Origin of the sequence: Aggregicoccus sp. 17bor-14, from assembly GCF_009659535.1 — a bacterium.
In the GTDB taxonomy this organism is placed as follows: domain Bacteria; phylum Myxococcota; class Myxococcia; order Myxococcales; family Myxococcaceae; genus Aggregicoccus.
On sequence record NZ_VJZZ01000018.1, the window covers coordinates 20,216 to 40,640 of the forward strand.

The 20,425-nt window shown below is 74.4% G+C and carries 16 protein-coding genes; 9 read left to right on the plus strand and 7 right to left on the minus strand.

Annotation, left to right across the window (positions count from 1 at the left end; genetic code table 11):
* From FGE12_RS26170 to FGE12_RS26185, 4 genes are all read left to right on the plus strand, one after another.
* Positions 1 to 2,889 (plus strand): hypothetical protein, encoded by a 2,889-nt coding sequence (locus FGE12_RS26170; protein WP_153869348.1) that lies wholly within the window; start codon positions 1 to 3, stop codon positions 2,887 to 2,889.
* 33 nt (positions 2,890 to 2,922) lie between these two features.
* Entirely contained in the window at positions 2,923 to 4,173 is a 1,251-nt protein-coding gene (locus tag FGE12_RS26175; RefSeq protein WP_153869349.1) for an OmpP1/FadL family transporter, read from the plus strand.
* A 140-nt stretch (positions 4,174 to 4,313) separates the two neighbouring features.
* Positions 4,314 to 5,600 (plus strand): SEC-C domain-containing protein, encoded by a 1,287-nt coding sequence (locus tag FGE12_RS26180; protein ID WP_153869350.1) that lies wholly within the window; start codon positions 4,314 to 4,316, stop codon positions 5,598 to 5,600.
* Between the two features lie 251 nt (positions 5,601 to 5,851).
* A complete protein-coding gene (locus FGE12_RS26185; protein WP_153869351.1) occupies positions 5,852 to 8,767 on the plus strand; it encodes a PAS domain-containing sensor histidine kinase in 2,916 nt (971 codons plus the stop codon).
* 10 nt (positions 8,768 to 8,777) lie between these two features.
* Here FGE12_RS26185 and FGE12_RS26190 read toward each other — a convergent pair whose 3' ends face one another.
* The 4 genes from FGE12_RS26190 to FGE12_RS26205 form a co-directional block, all read right to left on the minus strand.
* Positions 8,778 to 9,215, minus strand: coding sequence for a DoxX family protein (locus FGE12_RS26190; protein WP_153869352.1), 438 nt, complete (start codon positions 9,213 to 9,215; stop codon positions 8,778 to 8,780).
* 154 nt (positions 9,216 to 9,369) lie between these two features.
* On the minus strand, positions 9,370 to 10,194 hold the full coding sequence (locus FGE12_RS30515; protein ID WP_228531119.1) for a c-type cytochrome: 825 nt from the start codon (positions 10,192 to 10,194) through the stop codon (positions 9,370 to 9,372).
* 22 nt (positions 10,195 to 10,216) lie between these two features.
* On the minus strand, positions 10,217 to 11,338 hold the full coding sequence (locus FGE12_RS26200) for a metallophosphoesterase (RefSeq protein ID WP_153869353.1): 1,122 nt from the start codon (positions 11,336 to 11,338) through the stop codon (positions 10,217 to 10,219).
* Between the two features lie 24 nt (positions 11,339 to 11,362).
* Positions 11,363 to 12,730: a cytochrome-c peroxidase gene (locus FGE12_RS26205; RefSeq protein ID WP_228531120.1), complete on the minus strand. Its 1,368-nt coding sequence runs from the start codon at positions 12,728 to 12,730 to the stop codon at positions 11,363 to 11,365.
* A 329-nt stretch (positions 12,731 to 13,059) separates the two neighbouring features.
* On the opposite strand from FGE12_RS26205, the gene FGE12_RS30125 reads away from it, so the two are divergent.
* From FGE12_RS30125 to FGE12_RS26220, 5 genes are all read left to right on the plus strand, one after another.
* The gene (locus FGE12_RS30125; protein ID WP_194798294.1) at positions 13,060 to 13,233 is read left to right on the plus strand and encodes a hypothetical protein; all 174 of its coding nucleotides are present in this window, start codon (positions 13,060 to 13,062) and stop codon (positions 13,231 to 13,233) included.
* Positions 13,230 to 14,108 (plus strand): hypothetical protein, encoded by an 879-nt coding sequence (locus FGE12_RS26210; protein ID WP_153869354.1) that lies wholly within the window; start codon positions 13,230 to 13,232, stop codon positions 14,106 to 14,108. The genes FGE12_RS30125 and FGE12_RS26210 overlap by 4 nt, the downstream gene beginning before the upstream one ends.
* A 175-nt stretch (positions 14,109 to 14,283) precedes the next feature.
* Positions 14,284 to 14,595, plus strand: coding sequence for a hypothetical protein (locus tag FGE12_RS26215; RefSeq protein ID WP_153869355.1), 312 nt, complete (start codon positions 14,284 to 14,286; stop codon positions 14,593 to 14,595).
* 249 nt (positions 14,596 to 14,844) lie between these two features.
* Positions 14,845 to 15,516: a hypothetical protein gene (locus tag FGE12_RS30130; RefSeq protein WP_194798295.1), complete on the plus strand. Its 672-nt coding sequence runs from the start codon at positions 14,845 to 14,847 to the stop codon at positions 15,514 to 15,516.
* Positions 15,513 to 17,087 carry a glycosyltransferase family 39 protein gene (locus FGE12_RS26220; protein ID WP_194798296.1) on the plus strand — a complete coding sequence of 525 codons (1,575 nt, stop codon included), beginning with the start codon at positions 15,513 to 15,515 and terminating at the stop codon, positions 17,085 to 17,087. The genes FGE12_RS30130 and FGE12_RS26220 overlap by 4 nt, the downstream gene beginning before the upstream one ends.
* Here the strand turns inward: FGE12_RS26220 and FGE12_RS26225 are convergent.
* The 3 genes from FGE12_RS26225 to FGE12_RS26235 form a co-directional block, all read right to left on the minus strand.
* On the minus strand, positions 17,084 to 18,271 hold the full coding sequence (locus FGE12_RS26225) for a glycosyltransferase (RefSeq protein ID WP_153869357.1): 1,188 nt from the start codon (positions 18,269 to 18,271) through the stop codon (positions 17,084 to 17,086). The genes FGE12_RS26220 and FGE12_RS26225 overlap by 4 nt on opposite strands.
* Positions 18,272 to 18,543: 272 nt before the next feature.
* The gene (locus FGE12_RS26230; protein WP_153869358.1) at positions 18,544 to 19,653 is read right to left on the minus strand and encodes a cell wall metabolism sensor histidine kinase WalK; all 1,110 of its coding nucleotides are present in this window, start codon (positions 19,651 to 19,653) and stop codon (positions 18,544 to 18,546) included.
* Entirely contained in the window at positions 19,650 to 20,324 is a 675-nt protein-coding gene (locus FGE12_RS26235) for a response regulator transcription factor (protein ID WP_153869359.1), read from the minus strand. Before FGE12_RS26235 ends, FGE12_RS26230 begins: the two co-directional genes overlap by 4 nt.
* Between the last annotated feature and the right edge of the window lie 101 nt (positions 20,325 to 20,425).

The window sequence follows — 20,425 nt, forward strand, 5'->3', positions numbered from 1 at the left end:
ATGAAGAGACTGGTGCTGGCCGCGGCTCTGGCCGCAGGCGCAGTTGGTTGTAGCCCGGAGATTCCGAAGAACGAGGCGGTGGAGCCCTCCTCGACGCAGCCGCGGTTCGATCTGACCGCCGCCGTGCCGGTGGTTCCGAGCCCCAACGACCTGGCGCGCAATCCGGCCACGGGCAAGCTCGCGGTCCCGCTGCCGCCGAACGCGTCGGACGCCGAGAAGGAGCTCAACACCTTCCTCAACAGCCTCGACGGCTTCCCCACGAGCACCACCGTCAGCACCACGTTCACCGGCGCGCTGGACCCGGCGAGCGTGAACGCGGACACGGTGAAGATCGTGGACGTGACGGACAACAAGCTCGTCACCGGCGCGGTGAGCTACGTGCCCGCGGCGCAGGACGGCTTCGGGCTGGACCGCATCGTGGTGCTCGGCCCCAATGGCGGCCGCTATGTCCCGGGCCACCAGTACGGCGTCGCCGTGACCTCGGGCGTGAAGGGCGCGGACGGCAAGCCCGTCGTGGGCACCTCCACCTGGGCCTTCATCGCGAGCGAGCAGCCGCTGGCCACCTGCCTCGACAAGCCCTACCCGGCCTGCCAGACCACCACCGAGCTGCTGCCGGCGACCTCCACCGACCCGTCCACGCGCCTCGCGGAGCAGACGGCCGCGGCGCAGAAGCTCGAGCCGGTGCGCCTGCTGCACAAGCCCGCGCTGGACGTGCTGGACGCGAACGGCGTGAAGCGTGAGGACATCTCGCTCGCGTGGGTGTTCACCACCGTGAGCCAGCCCACGCTCGTGTTCGAGCCGGGCCGCAGCATCATCCCCTTCCCCAGCGCGCTCATCACCGTGCCCGACGCCACCACGGCGACCGGCTTCAAGGTGAAGCTGCCCATCCCGACGGGCGCCTCGCCCACGCAGCAGGCGCTCTACGGCGGCCTCAACACGCTGGACGGCCTGCCGCTCACCGCCCCCATCGCCAGCGAGAACAGCGACGCGCTCGGCGCGCTGGACACGGGCACCATCGACCAGACCCTGCTCAGCGGCCCCGCGGTCGCGCAGGTGGCGGGCTTCGTGAAGCTCGCGACGAAGCTCACCGCGAACACCACCAACCCCATCGTGAAGGTGTGCGTGGACTGCGCGGTGAGCCCGCAGCCCTCGACCGGCCCGAAGCCGCAGACCCTGCAGTTCGTGCCGCAGGTGCCGCTGGACGAGCAGACCACCTACGGCGCCTACGTGACGGCGGGCCTCAAGGCCACGGGCGGCTCGCCCGTGCTCCCCGACCCCTCGTGGGTGCTGCTGCGCAGCAAGAACTCGCTCGTCACCGCCCAGGGCAAGAGCGCGGTGTCCAGCCTCTCGGACGCGCAGGCCCAGACGCTCGAGGGCGCGCGCAAGGCGTTCGCCCCGATGCTCGACGGCCTCGCGGCCGCGGGCCTCACCCGCGAGAAGCTGCTGCTCGCGTTCCCCTACCCCACCCAGAGCACCGTGAGCGTGGGCAAGGCGCTGTACGGCGGCGTGAAGGCCACCCCGGCCGCGGCGCTGCCGGACGTGCCGCTGTACGTGCGAGACGTGACCACCGTGGTGAAGGCGCAGATGACGGCGGGCGGCATCCCCTCCGGCAACATCTCGAAGATCTTCGCCGGTGAGATCGTCGTCCCCTTCGCGCTCACGGGCCCCTCGGGCACGCTGAACCCGGACAACACCAAGTGGAAGGGCGAGTTCGTGCCCTTCACCCTCACCGTGCCGACTGGAACCAACCTTCCCGTGACCTTCTTCGGCCACGGCCTGCAGGGCAACCGCAACCAGGCGCTCGCGATCGCGAACTCGCTGGCGCAGGGCGGCCAGGCGATGCTCTCCATCGACACCGTGTTCCACGGCGACCGCAGCTTCTGCGTGGGCTCGAAGTCGGTCATCCCGAACGCGCCCTCGGACGACGCGGCGTGCGCCGACCCGGCGAAGCAGCGCTGCGAGATCGACCAGACCAAGCCCTCCTACGGGCGCTGCGTGGCGAAGGCCGACGCGGACCGCGCGTCCTGCGACCCGACTCCGGGCCAGGGCGGCGACTTCGTCTGCCGCGCGCAGAACCAGGGCCTGTGCCTCGCGGACTCCAAGTGCGAGGGCGGCGACTTCAAGCGCGACGCCTCCGGCGCGCCGGTCATCAGCGGCTGGAACATCCTGAACACCGCCAACCTGTTCGCGACGCGCGACAACTTCCGCCAGCGCATCGTCGACATGGCGCAGGTGGAGCGCGTCCTTTCGTCCACGTCCGCGCCCCCGGCGGCGAACCTCAACCTGCAGCTCGCCGCGGCGGGCGGCCCGACGCTGGACGCGACAAAGCTCAACTACGCGGGCCAGAGCCTCGGCGGCATCCTGGGCACCCTGTACACGGGCGTGTCCACGCAGGTGAAGCGCTCGGTGCTCAACGTGCCGGGTGGCGACCCCGCGGCCATCCTGCTCACCGCGCCGGCCTTCGCCACGCAGAAGACCGCGTTCATCGGCTCGCTCGCCTCGGCGGGCATCGCGGAGAACAGCCCCGCGTTCGACCAGTTCACCGGCATCGCGCGGTGGATCCTGGACCCCGCGGACCCGCGCACCTTCGCGTACGCGATGCGCAACACCTCGGGCGTGAGCCGCGACGTGCTCATCCAGTACATCACCGGTGACCAGGTGGTGCCGAACCCGACCACCGAGGCGCTCATCGCGGCGGCCAACCGCCAGGGCGCTGCGAACGACACGCCCGTGACGCTGTTCGACCCGGCCACGGGCACCGACGCCCAGAACCGTGCCCGCCACGGCTTCCTGCTCAGCCCCGCGGCCAGCCCCGCGGCGACCGCGCAGGCCCAGTCGGACGTCGTGAACTTCGTCGCCGCCGGCGTGGTTCCGCCGGCCACCCGCTAGCGCGCACGCACACTTCAGAGGACACGAACGACCATGAAGAAGACTCTGACCGTTGCGACCCTGCTCGCCGCCAGCGCCGTCCAGGCGGCGGGCTTCAACATCGACACCCAGGGCTCGCGCGCCACGGGCATGTCGACCGCCGTCACCGGCTTCATCGATGACGCGAGCGCCGTCTACTACAACCCGGCCGGCATCCTCGGCGTGAAGAAGCTGGACATCCAGGTGGGCGACACGGGGATCATCCCCCGCATCGCCTTCACGCCCTCCGAGGGCCTGGGTGCGGGCGTGAAGTACAACCAGGAGTTCACCGTCTCGCCGCCGCCGCACTTCTACGGCGTGTACCGCCTCACGGAGAAGCTGGCCGTGGGCGCGGGCGTGATGGTGCCCTTCGCGGCGCGCAGCCAGTGGGAGGACGGGTTCGTGGGCAGCACCCGCGGCAAGGTGAGCCGCTTCGCTGCCTGGCACCTCAACCCCACCGTGGCGTACGAGCCCATCAAGCGCGTGCGCCTCGGCGCGGGCGTGGACCTGGTGCGCGCCACCATCCACATCAAGCGCGACCAGCCGGCGCCCATGGATCCGGGCAACGAGCTGGAGCTGGGCGGCGGCGCCTGGGGCATCGGCTTCAACGCCGGCGCCCAGGTGGACGTGGTGGAGCGCTACCTGTCGCTGGGTGTGAGCTACCGCAGCCAGATCAGCCTCAACTTCGACGGCAGCGCGCACTTCAACGGCGTGCCGCCGGCGCTGGCGACCCTGCTGGCGGACCAGCCCATCACCGGTGCGGTGCGCCTGCCCACCACGGTGAACATCGGCCTCGCCTCGCGGCCGGTGGACAACCTCACGCTGGCCTTCGACCTCGGCTACGTGCGCTGGAGCGACTTCCCGGAGCTGTTCTTCAACTTCGAGAACGACGCGCTGGACCGCCCGGTTCGCAAGAACTGGGAGGACACGGTGAACTACCACCTGGGTGGCGAGTACGCCTTCACGGACAAGTTCGCCGCGCGCCTGGGCTTCATGTACGACCCGACCCCGTCGCCGAAGGCGGACACCACCACGCCGCCGCCGCCGGGCACCGCGCCCCAGTCCACGCTGGGGCCTGACCTGCCGGACGCGGACCGCTACAAGGTCAGCGTGGGCGCGGGCTTCAAGTTCACCGAGAACATCGGCGTGGACGCGGCGTACCAGTTCCTCTACCTGCACGCGACGAAGACGGACATCCCGGGCCTGCCGGGCACCTTCGACGGCACCGCGCACGTGATCAGCGCCACCTTCAAGTACCAGATGTAGCAAAGGCGCCAGCACACACGCAGTTCCGGCCGGGCCGGTGGGCACTTCCCCACCGGCCCGGCCTCTTTTTGGGTGACGCCTCCGCGCGATTGCGGCACTTCCGGGTGCCTGCCCTCCCGCACCGGAAAGCGAGCCCCGCCTTGAGCCCCCGCCCCTCCCAGCCCGGCCGCAACGACCCCTGCCCCTGCGGCAGCGGCAAGAAGTACAAGGCCTGCCACGCGGGCGAGGACCGCGAGCGCGAGCGCGCCGCCGCGGCGCCTTCGTCCCCGGGCCCGCGCAGCGCGCAGCAGGCGGTGGGCGCGGAGCTGGACGCCGCGGTGAAGCTGCTGGGGGACGCGGACACCTCGCGCCTCTCCGCGGCGCTCGAGCGCCTGGGCGGGCTGCTCGAGCGCTTCGGCCCGGCGCCGGGCCTGCGCTTCGCGGAGGAGGCCTTCGGCCAGCACGTCTCCGCGCATCTGAAGGGGCTCGCGAAGGCGGAGGAGGCGGGCGCCCCCGAGGCGGAGGCCGCGCCCGCGGACGCGCGCCGCCACCTGCTGGTGAGCACCGTGCGCGCGCTCGCCACGCCCGCCTTCCTCGAGCAGCTGCGCGTGGCGCTGCTGGGCCGCGCGCAGGACCCCGCGCGCACGGCCGAGGAGCGCCAGGCGCTGTACGTGGGCGCGCTGCTCGCGGCCGCCGGCAAGGGGGCACTGGGCAAGGGGGCCAAGGGAGGCCGCGCGCGCTTCGCCCCCGAGGACGTGCCGGTGCTGGACGTGCTCTTCGACGTGCAGCTGCGCGAGTGGACGGCGCGCCAGGAGGGGCTCGCGGAGAAGCTCGCGGAGCAGCTCGCGGCCCAGGCGCGCGAGGACCCGGAGCTGGGCGCGCGGCTGGAGGCGGAGGCGAAGGAGCGCGCGGCGCGCGTGGAGGCCGCGCTGCGCCGCCCGGAGACCCCGGCCCTCTTCACCCCCGAGGAGGAGCTGTGGTTCACCTGCGTGCTGTGGGGCCCCCTGGGCGCGGTGAAGAGCGCGAGCCAGGACCCCGAGCAGCGCCGCGCCGCCGTCACCGCGCTCATCCGCGCGGTGCGCACCGCGCTCACCCCCGAGGCCGCGCCGGGCCTGCTCGAGGGGCTGCTCGCGCGGCTGCGCGAGCGCGCGCGCGACCCGCAGCTGCCGCCCGAGCAGCGCGACCTCCTCACCGACGCGGCCATCGCCTTCGAGGCGGAGCCCGCGCGCATGGTGATGGCCTCGCTCTTCACCGGGCGCCAGGAGTCGCTGGGGCGCTCCGCGGAGGAGGCGGTGCTGCTCGCGGACCTGCGCGCCAAGACGCAGTGGACGCCCGCGGACCTCGAGCCGCTGCGCGCGCACCTGGAGGCGGCGGGGCTGGGCGCTGCGGCGGAGCGCGTGCGCCAGAGCCAGGCGTGGCTCGCCGCGCACCCCGTCTCGCTCGGCTGAGGCGCGGGGGGAGTCGAGCGCGCTGCCTGCGTGTGGAGGTGCGGACGCGGTTCTGCTGCGGATGCACCGCGTGCAGCCCGGGCCCCGGCGGCAGGGCGAGCAGCGCCCCGCCCGCGCGCGTGCCGGGGCGGCGGGCCCTGCGCCTACAACTGCAGGCCAGGGCCGGGGCGCCGCCGCGGTGCCCACCGTAAGCGGGTCCGGGCCGCCCGAAGCATCCCACTCCCCAGAGCCTGGCAGCCCGGCGCGCGCCCATGCTCGAGTCGACCGCGGCGAAGCAGGACCAGGGGCTGGGCCTCGCGCTCTCCTCCTTCCTCTCGCAGCAGCGCGAGGCGGTGCTGGGCGAGTGGACGGCGCGGCTCAGCGGCCCGCCGCGCGCCCTGCTGCAGGACGTGGCGCAGGCCCTCTACGAGCGGCTCTCCGAGCGCGCGCTGCACCCCGGGTCCCCCCCGGAGTCGAGCGGAGAGCTGCCCGGGCCCCTGCTCGAGCGGCTCGCCGAGGCCTGTGACTCCGGCGACCTGCTCGCCCACCTGTCCCAGCTGCGCGCCCTGCTGCTGCGCCGGCTCGAGGAGGCGGGAGGGCCGCTGCCGCAGGACGCCGCCGCGCTGCGCCTGGGCGCCGCCTTCGACGCGGAGCTGGTGGCGCTGCAGGGCCGCTTCGGCCGCGCGCGCGCCCGGCTGGGCGGCGCGCTGGAGGCGGTGGTGCGCGCGGGCGCGGCGCCCGCGGGCCCTCGCGAGGGGCTGATGGCGCTGGTGCGCACCCTCACCGAGGGGACGGCCACGGTGGACTGGGCCGCGGTGCACGCGGTGCGCGAGAGCGGCGTGCTGGCGACGGTGGCCGGGGCGGGGGGCGTGGGGCAGCTGCCCGGCGCCTTCGCGCGCCAGGCGCTGCAGGAGCGGCGGGCGCTCGAGGGCGCGGGCGCCGGGTGCGCGGCGCTGCCCGTGGGCACGCGGATGCAGCTCGCGCTGCCGCTCGTGCAGCAGGGACAGGTGCTGGGCGTGCTGCAGGTGGGCAGCCGCAGCGCCCCGGCGCTCCCCTCCGGGGTGCGGCGGCTGGTGGAGCTCGCGGCGGAGGCGAGCGGCGGCCTGCTCGCGCGGCTCGCGCTCGCCGAGCGGCTCGCGCGCCAGGCGGAGCGCGCCCCGGACGACGCGCGTGGGGACGCGGGGCGCGGCGAGCGCGGGCCGCCCGCGGACCGCAGAGGGCTCGACGCACGAGGGGGCGCGCCCGCAGGAGGCGTGGCGCCCGATGCGAGCGGGATGCACGGCGGCAGCGCCCTGCCCGGCGCGGGCGCGCAGTCCGGAGCCACGGGCGCAGGCACGGGCCGCGCGGAGCCGGAGGACAGCCTGCGCCGCCAGCAGCAGCTGCTGCTCGGCCTGCTGGTGAACGCGGCGCCGGTGGCGCTGTGGGCCGTGGACCCGCAGGGCACGGTGCTCCTGTCCGAGGGCCAGGCGCTCGCGCGCATCGGGCTCGAGCCGGGCGAGGCGGTGGGCCGCAGCGCCTTCGAGTTCGCGCGCGGCAAGCCCACCGCGCAGGCGGCGCTGCGCCGCGCGCTGCAGGGCGGCAGCGGCGCGTACGAGTCCTCGCAGGACGGGCGCACCCACTTCACCCGCTACCAGCCGGTGCGCGCGCCCGACGGGACGCTCGAGCAGGTGGTGCTGGTGTCGGTGGACATCACCGAGCGGCGGCGCGCGCAGGAGGACGCGGCGCTCCTGCGCATGCTGGTGGAGCAGAGCAGCGACGGCGTCATCGTGGTGGACCGACAGGGCGTGCTGCGCATCTGCAACCAGCAGGCGGAGCGGCAGCTGGGCCGCGCGGTGCGGCCGCTGCCGGCGGCGCGCTGGCCCGAGGCCTACGACATCCTCACGCCCGAGGGCGAGCGCGCGCCGCTGAAGGACTTCGCGCTCTACCGCGCGCTCAAGGGCGAGAGCGTGCGCGACGCGCGCTGCCGCGTGCGCCACCCGGACGGCAGCGTGCACACCCTGGTGAGCGACGCCTCGCCCATCCGCCACCCGGACGGCAGCCTCGCGGGCGCGGTGCTCACCTGCCGCGACGAGACCGAGCGCGAGGGGCTGGAGGCGGGCCTGCGCGAGAGCGAGGAGCGCTTCCGCGCGGTGTTCGAGGGCGCGGCGATCGGCATCGCCATCACGGACATGGACGGCTGCTTCCTGCGCACCAACCCCGCGCTGCAGCGGCTGCTGGGCTACAGCGACGCGGAGCTGCGCTCCTTGCGCCTCAAGGACATGAGCACCGCGCAGGACCTGGCCACCGAGCGGCCGCTGTTCCAGCAGCTGCGCACCGGGCAGCGCGAGACCTACCAGGTGGAGCGCCGCTACGTGGCCAAGGGCGGCGAGGTGGGCTGGTGCCGGCTCACGGTGAGCCTCGGGCACGGCTCGGACGCGCGGCCGCGCTTCATCATCGGGCTCGTCGAGGACCTCGCGCCCCACCGGCGCGCCGAGGAGCTGGAGCGCGCGGCGGAGTTCCGCGAGCGCTTCATGGGCATCCTCGGCCACGACCTGCGAAACCCCCTCAACGCCATCGCGCTCTCCGGGCAGCGCCTGCTGCAGCAGCCGCTGCCGGCGCCGCAGGCGCGCAGCGTGCACCGCATCACCCACAGCGCCGAGCGCATGGGGCGCATGGTGTCCGACCTGCTGGACTTCGCGCGGGCGCGGCTGGGCAGCGGGCTGCCCATCGTGCGGCGCTGGGTGGACCTGGGCGAGCTCGCGCGCAACGCGGTGGACGAGCTGTGCGCGGCGCACCCGGACTGCCACGCCGAGCTGAGGACGGAGGGCGACACCTGGGGCTGGTGGGACGCGGACCGCATGGCCCAGGTGCTCAGCAACCTGCTGGGCAACGCGCGCCAGTACCGCGCCCCCGGCACCGGCATCACGCTGCAGCTGCGCGGCGAGGGCGCCGAGGTGCGCATGGCCGTGAGCAACCAGGGCGGCCCCATCCCGCCCGACCTGCTGCCCCACCTCTTCGACCCGTTCCGCCGCGGCAGCGAGGGACCCGGCCACGCCCCCGCCCACGGCCACAATCTCGGCCTCGGGCTCTTCATCGTGAAGCAGGTGGTGGAGGCGCACGGCGGCAGCATCGAGGTGCGCTCGAGCGCCGAGGAGGGCACCGCCTTCCTCGTGCGCTGGCCGCGCAACCCGCCCTCACACGCGCACTGAGGGCCGAGGACTAGCCTCGGCGGTTGAGCGGAATCTGGATGCGCGAGGCGAAGCGCTCGGCGCGCCGGCCGAGGCTGTAGGGGCCCGGGCCGAAGTGCGCGATGAGCAGCGCGCCGCCCGCCATGGAGAGGTTCTTGAAGAAGTGGACCATCTGGTCCTGCGCCTGCGCCGGGTCCGCGACCTTCCAGAAGTGGTGCACCAGCACCGCGGAGGCGAGCAGGAAGCCCGCGAGCAGCAGCGCGCCGAGCCGCGCGAAGGCGCCCAGCAGCACGCACAGCCCGCCCACCACCAGCACCACCCCGGACACCAGCACCGCCGTGTCCGGCGAGGGCACCCCCGAGGCGCGCGCGTAGCCCACCATCGCGGGGTAGTTCATGAAGTGGTTCATCCCGCTGACGAGGAACATCACCGAGAAGAGGAAGCGGCCGATCGGCGCCAGGATGCCCATCTCTGCCTCCCTGCAGGGCCAGAGGGCGCAGGGCCCCAGTGCCCGGCGCGCGTGGTGGCAAAGGTGCGCACCCCGTGCGTGGGTTTCATCCCTGGGTGGGAGGTGCTCGGTTGCTCACGGGGCAGGCGGCAGTCCCTCACCCCGACCCTCTGGCTCAGTGCTTTCCGTACTCGAGCTTCGTGCCCTTGCGCTGGGCGAGGATGTACGCCTCCATCGCCTTCATGCGCGGGTCGTCGTCCGCCATCGGCTTGGCGCGCACGGGGTTCTGCAGGCACCAGTTGATCATGTCGCGCAGCAGCGCCACGCGCCCCAGCTGCACCTGGTACTTCGGGTAGGTCTCCGGGTGGGTGTTCGCCGCGTCCGGGTGGCACATGTCGCAGGAGACCGCCACCGTGCCGCCCAGCGCGTCCGCGTCGTGGAACACGCGGTGTCCCTCCTTCACGAAGTCCTGCGTGCTCGCCGCCCAGATGGCCTCGTCGCGCGCGCTGAAGGCGCCGTAGGTGTGGCCCGTCTGCACGCGCGCGCCGGCCTGCTCGCGCACCTCCTGGCCGCCGCTCTGCGCGTCCGGCCCCTGCGGCTGCACGGGCTGCGCCGCGGGCCTGCTGCTGGGGGGCGCCGTCTGCGGCGGGGTGCGCGGCCGCGTGCCCGCGGTACTGGGGCTCTGGGGGCTCTGCTGCGCGAGCGCGGTGGGCTTCGCAGACTTGGCAGGCGCCGGGTCCCAGCGCGCCTGCGGGTTCTTCTGGCGCCACGCGCTCATCAGCTCGCGGCTCGCCTTCAGCGCCTGCTCGCGGGTGAGCGGCTCGCCCTCCTTCACGCCCTCGACCTTCACCGCCGTCTCGCCGTCACACAGGCCCAGCGTGAGGGTGCCGTCGGGGCTGCGCGGCTGCGGGTGCACGGCGGGGGCAGGCGCGTCCGCGGCGAGGGCGGGCGCGGCGAGCGCGAGGAGGAGGAAAGCGAGCGGCAGGGGGCGCGGGGACATGGGAAGAGCTCCTCCTCGGGCTTCAGTAGCTGGGCAGCTTCGTGCGGGGCGGCGCGTTGGCGGCGCTGGCGGCGGCCACGTAGCTGGCGCGCACGCTCACCGGGTTGCGCTCCCAGAGGTTGTAGAGCGTGTCCACCAGCCCCGCCTCGAGCACGTCCATGCGCCCGTTGCCGCAGCCGTCGAACTGGCTGAAGGGGTCCGGGCGGTTCATCTGCACGGTGAGCCGGGGCAGCCCCTCGGGCGCGTAGGGCCAGGGCCACGCGGTGCTGAGCATGCCGTGGAAGTGGATGTTGCCGATGCGGTTGGTCAGCAGCTGGTGCGTGTGACCGTGGATGACGGTGACCTTCTCGAAGGGGGCGAGCAGCGCCTGCACCTCGTCCGCGTCCTCGGTCCAGAAGTTCCAGGGCCGGTAGTACTTGTAGAGGGGCGAGTGGCTGAAGACGATGAGCGGCGCCTTCTTGTCCTGCTTCGCCAGGTCCTGGCGCAGCCACTCGCGCTGCTGGGCGCCCACCTCGAAGCGGCTCTGGATGCCGTTGTCCAGGCCGGCCACGATCTTCATCCGCTCCATGGGCTTCAGGCCGCGCTCGGTCCAGAAGTCCTTCTCGTGGATGGAGTTGAGCACGACGAAGTGCACGCCCTTGTGGTCGAAGGCGTAGGTGTCCGGGCCGAACATGGACTTCCACGCCTCGCCCATGTCGAGGAACCAGTCGTGCTCGCCCACCATCATGCGCACGGGGGCCTTCACGCTCTTGAGGATCTCCCGGCCCAGCTCCAGCTCCTGGGGCTGGCCCAGCTGCGCGAGGTCTCCGCCGAAGAGGACGAAGTCCGGCTGCGGGTCCAGCGCGTTCACGTCGTCCACCGCGCGCAGGATGCTGCGCACGAAGCGGTCGTTGAGCTTGCGCTCGTACAGGTGCGTGTCCGAGATGTACGCGAAGCTGAAGCGCGGCTTCGAGCCTTCCGCGTGCGCGACCTCCACCAGCTGGAAGGACTGGGGATGGAAGACGCCGAGCCCCGCGGCGACGCCCGCGCTGAGCCCCGCCACGCGCAGGAAGGCGCGGCGGTCCAGGCGCGAGAGCGCATCGAAGAACTCCGCGCGCTCCTGCTCGTGCTTCGACTCGATGCTGCGAAAGCGCTTGCCTGACATGGGGTGTGCTCCGCCTTTCGCGCGCTACGGGGTGCCGTACGCGCCCAGGTCCGCGGGGTTCTTCACCGCGAGGTCGGGGTTGGGGGCGAGGTCGCCGAGGTTGCCCTTCTTGCCCATCGCCTGGGCGGTGTCGCGCTCGGGGCGCACGCCCTTGCGCGCGCGCTGGCGGGCGAGCTGCTGTGCGCCCAGCTTCTCGAAGCGCTCGTCGGTGAGGGTGAAGAGGAAGGCGACGAGGTCGTCGATCTCCGGCTCGGTGAGCCCCAGGCGCTGCATCCCGCCGTCGAGGTAGGGGTTCTGCACGCCGCCCTTGTTGTAGTGGTCCATCACGTCCCACAGCGTGGGCAGGCTGCCGTCGTGCATGTACGGGGCGGTCAGCGCGATGTTGCGCAGCGTCTGCGTCTTGAAGGCCCCGATGTCGTTCTCCTGCTTCGTGACGAGGAAGCGGCCCAGCTCGGTGAAGCGGGTCTGGATGGCGAGCTCGTCGATCTGCTTCTCGTCCCCGAGGCGCACCACGCGCACGCCCTCGCGCGCGAGCTGCACGAAGTCCTGCTTGTGCGCGGCGATGCCGATGTTGTGGAACTTCTGGTCGCTGAAGAGCGGGCTCTGCGCGTTGGCGGCGTGGCACTCGCTGCAGCGCGCCTTTCCGTTGAACAGCGCCCAGCCGTGGCGCTCGCGCGCGCCGAGCGCCTTCTCGTCCCCGGCGATGAAGCGGTCGAAGCGGGCGTTGCCGCTGAACTGCGTGCGCTCGAAGGCGGCGATGGCGTTGGACAGGTCGTCGTAGGTGACGTCGCGGCCGTAGATGCGCTGGAAGGCCTGCGCGTACTCGGGGATGGCGCGCACCTTCGTCACCACGGCCTCGGGCGAGGGCTGTCCCATCTCGATGGGGTTGAGGATGGGCAGCTTCGCCTGATCCTCCAGCGTCGCGGCGCGCCCGTCCCAGAACTGGCTCGCCTGGAACATGGCGTTGAGCACGGTGGGGCTGTTGCGCATGCCCTTCTGGTTCTTCACCCCCACGGACGTGGTCTTGCCGTCCACGAAGCCCTGTTCCGGCACGTGGCAGGTGCTGCAGCTCACCGAGTCGTCCACCGAGAGCCGCTTGTCCAGGAACAGCTTCTGGCCCAGCGCCACCTTCTCCGGGGTGGGCTCGGCGCCCTGCGGCACGGCGAGGCGCCAGAGCACCGCGGAGACGCCCAGGGGCAGCTTCTCGGGCGCGCCCTTCTCCGCGCCGGGCGAGGCCTTGCCGGGCGAGGCCTTCGCCTCAGGCGTCGAGACCGGCTTCGCAGCGCCGGGCCGGGTGCTGGCGGCGTCCGGTGGCTGCGGCGAAGGCGCCTGGGCCCACGCCCCCTCCCCTGCGAGCAGCAGCAGCAGCAGCGCAGCCAGTGGCATCCGCATGGCGCCCTCCTCCCCTGCCCCGCGCGCTCCAGAGGCTTCGCGGGACGGAGGGCAGGGTCCTCCTCGCCCGCGCGGGACTCACTTGGCCGCTGGCGCAGCGCCACTGTCCGCTGCGCGGGGGCAGCGGGGGCGCTCTGCCCCACGCGGCTGTGCGCTGAGGTGGGCTTTTGCGCCCCTGGCGCCCCGGGGTCAGAAACGCCACACTTCGCGCCTCAGCACGCGACGGAGGCACTCCCATTTCCACCACAGGCTCACCGGCCCCCGCCGGACGATGGCACGAGGGAATCGAGCGTCAGCTCGGGCCTCTGCTGGGTGACTTCACAGCGAAGATGGCGCTGCAGACCGCGGCGCTGCGCAGCGTGAAGCGCCCCGTCGAGACCCTCACCCCCGCCGACATGCCCCTGCTGCTCGAGGGGCTGCGGCCCATGCTCAACACCTTCCTCGGCGCCGCGCGCGCCAAGACCGTCCTCGAAGAGCTGACGGCCCACCCGGAGAAGCGATGACCTCCCGTTTCAACGCCCGCACCGCCGGCGCGCTGTTCGCCGTGCTGATGCTGCTGCACGCGGGCGCAGTGTTCGTCTCGACCGGCAGCGGCAACCCCGAGCGCCTGCCGCTGGTGCTCCAGCTCGCGGGGCTCGGGGCCTCGCTGCTCGCCATCGCCGGCACGCTGCAGGCCGCGCGCGCCTTCGGGCCCGGCGACTACCTGCGCCGCGTGTGGACGCTGTTCTGCGTGTCCTCGGTGCTGCTGCTCGTCGCCTCCGGCATGCGCGCCGGCTGGATGATCGCGGTGCCCACCGTGTCCTTCGACGCCTCGGCGCTCGCGCCGGTGCGCACGGTGCTGGTGGTGGTGGTCAACCTGCTCAACGCGAGCGCCCTGGGCCTGCTCGCGCTCACCTACCGCCGCTCGGGGCTGCGCCCGCCGCGCAGCTGGAAGAGCTACGGGCTGTGGCTGGTGTGCGCCGTGGTGGCCGCCGCCGCCGTGCTCCCGCCGCTGCGCGCGAACCTCGCGCTCGTCGCCGCGGGCGGCGCCTCGGGCGTCCAGGCGCTCGCGAGCGTGGTCTCCGCGCTCGGCGACATGGCCGTGATCCTGCTCGTGGCCCCCATCCTGCGCGTCGCGTACATGATGCGCGGCGGGCGGCTCGCCTGGGCGTGGTGGGCGATGGCCGTCTCCGGCGCGATGTGGATCGTCTACGACGCGCACGCGCCGCTGGGCGCGCTGCTGCCCGGCGGCAGCGAGGGCGCGCTCGCGGCGCTGCTGCTCGTCAGCCGCACGGCGGGCATCGCGCTCAAGGGCGTCTCCGGCCTGCTGCAGTGCGCGGCGCTCGAGCGCGAGGCGCCTGCGAGCGAGCCCGCGCCGCATGCCGCCTCCGCGCGCTAGTCCGCGGTCTGTCGGGGCCCCGAGGAGCGCTCGCTCCCGGGGCCTCGCGCTGCGCGCCCGCTGAGCGGCCAGCCAGCGGGCCTCTTCGATGAGAACAATGGGCGTGCGCTGCGCGCCTGCGCACCGTTTGCGGGCGCGGCCATGAGCGGCGCGCATGCGCGAAGGGAGAGCGGGCATGGCGCCGTACCAGGTCAGGGCAGGCAGCGCAGCCTCAGGTCGTCCGGCCGAGCCGAGCACCGCTGCGCCGGGCGACTGCGCGCGACTGCTGCGGCGCACGGTGCTTCACGCCACTCCCCAGCCCTGCCTGCCGAGCGGAGCGCTGCTGCACCGGCTCGTGGAGACGGTGGAGCTGCAGGGGGCGACCACGGCGCGCGAGTACGTCACGCGCACCTACGACTTCACGCTGGGCGCGCTCAGCGAGAGCCGTCACGCGCGCATGCAGGCGGCGCTCGTCGCCCACGCGCGCGCGGCCCGGGTGCACCGGTGAGCGTGCACCTGGCCGAGGCGCTGGTGCTCGGCGGGCTGCTCTCCTGGCTGGGGCTGCTACGCCCCTGGGAGGGAAGGGTGAAATGGCGATGAGAAGACTCTCAGGTGGCGGGGGGCCCTTGCCGCGAGGCCTTCCCGAGCGCCGATGATTCGGGGACCAGGTCCCGCCAGGCCCGGTGCTGTGCGCGGGCCAGGGGCCTGCGGCGGGGGAAGAGCGATGGCGAGTCCCGGGAGCTGGCGAGTGCAGGCGATGGCCGCAGTGGTGGCGCTGGGTGCGGCGGGCGCGGTCGCCTTCCGCTGGACGCGGCCGCCGAGACTGGGCGAGGGCGGCGAGGTGCCGCCGGGCCTGCTCGCCCTGGAGCGGGGCGCCGAGGACGCGTACGCGCACGCGCTCGAGGAGCGGCGAGGCGCGCTGGGCGAGGACTCGGCGAAGGTGGCCGATGCCTGGAACAGCCAGCGCGCGCAGCTCGCCGACATGGGGCTCACGGACCTGCAGCTCACCGCCATGGACGCCGCGGTGCGCGACTTCCAGCGCGCGGTGGGAGCGCGCGCAGGCGCGCTCGAGCTGGCGCGCGCCGCCAACGCGCTCGCCGCCCCGATGGACGGCTTCTTCCGCCCCTTCCTTCCCCGCGCGCCCGCCGGGCTGCTCACGCTCGAGTACGCCGCGCGCGAGCAGGTGCTGGATGCGCGCGCGAAGGACCTCGCGCGCGCGCGGCGCTCGCAGGCGGCGCTCGCGCGCGCGTGGGCCGAGCTGTGCGCGCGCGCCCCGCAGGCCGCGGGCAGCCGCGCAGGGCGCGACTTCGAGGCCGGGCTCGCGCAGCTGCGCGCGGCGATCGACGCGGGAGACGTTGCCGCGCTCGAGGCCGCGGCGCAGCGCGCGCTCGCGCACGCCGGCGCGCTCGAGCGGGAGCTCGCGCAGTGAGGCCGCTCCCGCAGGAGGCCGCGCCCTCTGCCCCGCCGCAGCCCGCGTGGGGCCGGCTCGTCCTCTGGGGCACGGCGCTGCTCACGCTGCTGCGGCTCGCCTACGCGGGGCGCGTGGACCTGGCGCCGCAGGAGGCCTATTACTGGCAGTACGCGCGCCACCTGGACCTCTCGTACTTCGACCACCCGCCGCTCAGCGCCTGGCTCATCTGGGCGAGCACGCGGCTGCTGGGGAGCACCGAGCGCGGCGTGCGGCTGCCCGCGCTGCTGTGCGGCGCGGGGCTCACCCTGCTCGTCTACCACCTGGGCGCGCGGCTCTTCAGCCCGCGCGCCGGCGCGCTCGCGGCGCTGGGGGCGAGCTGCACCGTACTCTTCGGCCTGGGCGCGGTGGTGGTGACGCCAGACGTGCCGCTCGCGCTCGCCTGGGCCGCGGCGCTGTGCGTGCTGTGCGAGCTGGTGCTGCCGGACGGCAAGGGCCCGGGGCCCTGGGGCGCGCGCTGGCTGCTGCTGGGGCTGTGCTGCGGGCTCGCGATGCTCAGCAAGTACACGGGCGCGCTGCTGCTCTTGCAGGGGCTGCTCACGGCGCTGTGGCTGCCGCGCGGGCGCGCCGCGCTGCGCACGCCGGCGCCCTACCTCGCGGCAGCGCTCGCGCTGCTCGTCTTCAGCCCGGTGCTCGTGTGGAACGCGCGCCACGGCTGGGCCTCCTTCGCCTTCCAGTCCTCGGGGCGCCTCGCCACGGTGCACGGGCTGCAGCCGCACCTGCTGGGCCGCTACGTGGGGCTGCAGGCGCTGGGCGTGGGCCCGCTGCTCTACCTCGCGCTGTGGGCCGCGGCGCCCGCGCTGCTGTGGCGCGCCGTGCGCGGGGAGGCGCGCGCGCGGCTGCTCGCGCTCGCGAGCCTGCCGGGGCTGCTGCTCTTCAGCGCTGTGAGTCCGCTGCACTGGGTGAAGCTCAACTGGGTGGGCCCGGTGTACCTGGGCCTGATGCTGGCAGTGGCGGGCGCGTGGGACGCGGGCTGGGCGCGGCCGCGGGTGCGCGCGGGGGCGCTCGCGTGCCTCGCCACGGGCGCGCTGCTCACGCTGGGCATGTACCTGATGCCGCTGGTGCCGGCCGTGCCCTTCCACGAGCGCGACAACCTGGTGAGCGGCTGGCGGCAGCTCGCGGCCGGGGTGGCGGCGCAGCAGCGGCCCGGGGAGCCTGCCCCGCTCGTCATCGGCTGGGGCTACAAGACCGCGAGCGAGCTCGCGTTCTACCTGCCCGGGCAGCCCCTCACGGACTCGGACGGCGCCCTCGGCGGGGCGGGCCTCGCCTACGACGGCTGGCAGCCGCAGGGCGCCGAGCCGCGCACCGCGCTGGTGGTGGCGGACGAGCGCCAGCCCCTGCACGACGCGCTCGCGCGCCTGCAGCCGCACTGCGCGCGCGTGGAGCCGCTCGCGCCGGTGGATACCTTCCGTGGCGAGCACCCGGTCACGCGCTACCAGCTCTGGCGCTGCGAGGGCTGGAGGCGCGCGCCGGGCGCCGTCCTCCCGGCGGGGCCCGTGGGGCCCATCGTCGCGCACGCGCCGGCGCCCTAGCCCACGGACTCCTGCGCCCAGCGCAGGGCGGGTGCGGCCTGCCCCCGCGCCACCTGCTGGTAGAGCAGGTCGTGGCGGGCCACCAGTTGCTCGAGCGAGAGCGCGCGCTCCACGAAGCGCCGGGCCTCGGCGCCCAAGCGGTGCGCGAGAGGCGGGTCCACGAGCAGGCGGCGCAGGGCGGCCGCGAGCTGCGCGGGCTCGTGGGGCGGCACCAGCAGGCCGCGCTGTCCGTCCAGGACGAGGTCCGGGTTGCCGCCCACGCGGGTGACCACCATGGCGCGCCCTGCCGCCATCCCCTCCATCACCGCGTTGGACATCCCCTCCGCCGAGGAGCAGAGCACGCCGAAGGAGGCGCGCGCATAGAGCGCCGGGACGTCCGCGCGCATGCCGAGGAAGTGGGCCCACCCGCGCAGCCCCAGCTGCGCGCCCAGCTGCTCGAGCGCGGTCCTGCGCCAGCCATCTCCCACGAGGAAGGCGTGCAGCCGCACGCCGTTGCTGCGCAAGAGACAGAGCGCCTGCAGCAGGTCCTCCTGCCGCTTCACCGGGTGGTGCATGTTCGCCACGTGCAGCACCACGGGGTCGCCGCCGGTGAGGGGCAGGGGCGCCTGCAGCCCGGCCGCCACCCGCGCATCGAAGCGGGCGAGGTCCAGCCCATTGGGGATGACGCTCACCCGCTCGGAGGGCAGGTGCTCCTCGGTGAGGAGCTGCGTGCGGATGGCCTCGGCGTTGACCACCACGTGGTCGGCGAGGCGGGTGAGCTGGGCGTGCACCGCGCGGCGCGCGCGCCCGTGCCAGTGCGCGAGGTCCAGCCGCCCCACGATGACCTTCACCCCGGTGAGCCGGCAGGCGGGCACCGCGAGGCTCGTCGCGTAGAAGTCGTGCACGTGCACCAGGTCCACCTGCTGGCGCCGCAGCCAGCTCGCGAGCCGCCCCACCTGCAGCGCGGTGTTGGCCTGGGCGAGGGAGCCGTTGAGCGGGAAGGCCTCGGGCTCGTGCCCGAGCCGGCGCACCGCCTCCAGCAGCGGGCCGCCCGCCTGCAGCACGCAGACCTGGAGCTGGTAGCGCGCGGGCAGCGCACGCATCAACTCCACCGCCTGCACCTCCGTGCCGCCAACGTGGAAGGAGCGCAGGAACTGCACGAGCCTCAGCGGCCGCTGCGGGCGGCCTGCCCCCTCAAGCGCCATGGGGTGCGGCCTCCCGGCCCGTGCGTACAGCGTGTTCGTCCACCATCTCCACCTCCACGCCCGCAGCTCAGCAGGGGCCGTGCCAACGGCACGCGCCGCGGCCCCCGACGGGTTCTCCGAGGGCGGAGCCGCCTCTGCGCGTGCGGGGTCCAAGCCGCGCGAGGTGCCTCTCTGGGCAGGCGCATCGTCAGCGTGGGACGCAGGCGCCGCTGCGGCAGCAAAGCGCTGCCCTGTGCGGGGCGCGGTGGGCCGCAGCGCCGCGAGCCCGGCTGCTAGGAGAGCGCGGCGGGCCGCGGCAGCAGCAGCACGAAGCGCCCGCCGCCTCCAGGCGCGGCCTCGTAGTGCAAGGAGCCGCCGTGTACCTCGGCGAAGGCGCGCGAGATGGCGAGGCCCAGCCCCGTGCCCTCGCCGGTGCGCGAGGGGTCCGCGCGCGCGAAGCGCTCGAAGAGCCGCGGCTGGAAGGACTCCGGCACCCCCGCACCGTCGTCCTGCACCGCGAGCCGGGCGTGCGCGCCCTCCAGGCCCGTCTCGACCACCACCTGGCTGCGGCAGTGGCGCACGGCGTTGGCGAGCAGGTTCTCCAGCAGCCGCCCCAAGAGCAGCGGGTCCGCGGCCACCTCCGTGGGCTCGCCCTGCACCCGCACCTGCACGTCGGGGCGCTGCAGGGCGGCGTGCTGCCGGGCGCGCGCGGCGCCCTGCTCGGCGAGCGCCCGCAGGTCCAGCGGCACCCGGTCCGCCAGCAGCTGCCCCGAGTCCGCGCGGGCGAGCGTGAGCAGCGAGTCGACGAGCGCGGCGAGGTGGCGGCCCTCGGCGTGGACGCGCCCCAGCGTGCGCGCGTAGTCCTGCGCCGTGCGCTCGTGGCGCAGCGTGACCTCGGCCTCGCCGATGAGCACGGTGAGCGGCGTGCGCAGCTCGTGCGCCGCGTCCGCCGTGAAGCGCTGCGTGCGCGCGAGCGCCTCGCGCGTCTGGGTGAGCAGCAGGTTCAGCGTCGCGGCGAGCTCGTCCCACTCGTCCCCCGTGCCCTGCACCGGCAGCGTGAGGTCCAGCGTGGAGGCGTGCGCGGCGCGGGCGCGGCGGGTGGCCTCGCGCATCGGCGAGAGCGCCTGGTGCGCGAGCGCGCGCCCCACCGCCACTGCCCCCGCCAGCGCGAGCGGCCCGGCGATGGCCATGGCGCCCAGCACGGGCCACACGTCCTCCATCGGCGCCTCGTGCGGCTCCTGCACCTGCGTCTCGGCCTCCTCGCGGCGCTCCTGCCAGTCGTCCAGCACGAGCACCACGACCACCGTCGCCGCGAACAGCAGCAGCGTGACCAGCACCGCGCCGGAGAAGAAGAGCGTGAGCCGCGTGCGCAGGGTCGAGGGGCGCTTCGACCGCTGCCTCAAGGCGCGCTCCGCAGCACGTAGCCCACGCCGCGCACGGTGTGGATGAGGCGCGCGCCGAAGGGCTCGTCCACCTTGGCGCGCAGGTAGCGGATGTAGACCTCCACCACGTTGGAGAAGGTCTCGAAGTCGTGCTCCCACACGGCCTGCACGATGCGCGTGCGGCTCACCACCTCGCCGGCGTGCTCGAGCAGGAACTGCAGCAGCGAGAACTCGCGCGCGGTGAGACTCAGCTCCACGCCGGCGCGCAGCACCTTGCGGCTCACCGGGTCCAGCACCAGGTCCGCGTAGCTGAGCCGCGTGGTGACGCGCTGCGAGGCGCGCCGGGTGACGGCGCGCACGCGCGCGAGCAGCTCCTCGAAGGCGAAGGGCTTCACCAGGTAGTCGTCCGCCCCCGCGTTGAGCGCCGCCACGCGGTCCGCCACCGCGTCGCGCGCGGTGAGCATCACCACCGGCGTCACGTCCTGGCGTGCGCGCATCGCCTTGAGCAGCTCCAGGCCCGGCAGCCCCGGCAGCATCCAGTCCAGCAGCACCAGCTCGAAGCGCTCGGCGCGCAGCAGCGCGTCCGCCTCGGCGCCATCCGCGCACTCGCGCACGAGGAAGCCCTCCTCGCCCAGGCCGCGCGCGATGAAGGCGCGCACGCGAAGCTCATCCTCGACGACGAGCAGGGACATGGCCGCGGGTGTAGCACGCCCACCGCGCGCGCACAGGGAGCTGAGGAGGCTCTCATCTGCTCGCGAACGCGCGCCCGGGCCGGCTCCACCGCAGGGCATCC

What these genes read in the sequence shown, in the direction of transcription:
- FGE12_RS26170 (WP_153869348.1), top strand. Translation starts at nt 1, where the DNA reads ATGAAGAGACTGGTGCTGGCCGCGGCTCTGGCCGCAGGCGCAGTTGGT.
- FGE12_RS26175 (WP_153869349.1), top strand. Translation starts at nt 2,923, where the DNA reads ATGAAGAAGACTCTGACCGTTGCGACCCTGCTCGCCGCCAGCGCCGTC.
- FGE12_RS26185 (WP_153869351.1), top strand. Translation starts at nt 5,852, where the DNA reads ATGCTCGAGTCGACCGCGGCGAAGCAGGACCAGGGGCTGGGCCTCGCG.
- FGE12_RS26190 (WP_153869352.1), bottom strand. Translation starts at nt 9,215, where the DNA reads ATGGGCATCCTGGCGCCGATCGGCCGCTTCCTCTTCTCGGTGATGTTC.
- FGE12_RS30515 (WP_228531119.1), bottom strand. Translation starts at nt 10,194, where the DNA reads ATGTCCCCGCGCCCCCTGCCGCTCGCTTTCCTCCTCCTCGCGCTCGCC.
- FGE12_RS26200 (WP_153869353.1), bottom strand. Translation starts at nt 11,338, where the DNA reads ATGTCAGGCAAGCGCTTTCGCAGCATCGAGTCGAAGCACGAGCAGGAG.
- FGE12_RS26205 (WP_228531120.1), bottom strand. Translation starts at nt 12,730, where the DNA reads ATGCGGATGCCACTGGCTGCGCTGCTGCTGCTGCTGCTCGCAGGGGAG.
- FGE12_RS30125 (WP_194798294.1), top strand. Translation starts at nt 13,060, where the DNA reads ATGGCGCTGCAGACCGCGGCGCTGCGCAGCGTGAAGCGCCCCGTCGAG.
- FGE12_RS26210 (WP_153869354.1), top strand. Translation starts at nt 13,230, where the DNA reads ATGACCTCCCGTTTCAACGCCCGCACCGCCGGCGCGCTGTTCGCCGTG.
- FGE12_RS26215 (WP_153869355.1), top strand. Translation starts at nt 14,284, where the DNA reads ATGGCGCCGTACCAGGTCAGGGCAGGCAGCGCAGCCTCAGGTCGTCCG.
- FGE12_RS30130 (WP_194798295.1), top strand. Translation starts at nt 14,845, where the DNA reads ATGGCCGCAGTGGTGGCGCTGGGTGCGGCGGGCGCGGTCGCCTTCCGC.
- FGE12_RS26225 (WP_153869357.1), bottom strand. Translation starts at nt 18,271, where the DNA reads ATGGCGCTTGAGGGGGCAGGCCGCCCGCAGCGGCCGCTGAGGCTCGTG.
- FGE12_RS26235 (WP_153869359.1), bottom strand. Translation starts at nt 20,324, where the DNA reads ATGTCCCTGCTCGTCGTCGAGGATGAGCTTCGCGTGCGCGCCTTCATC.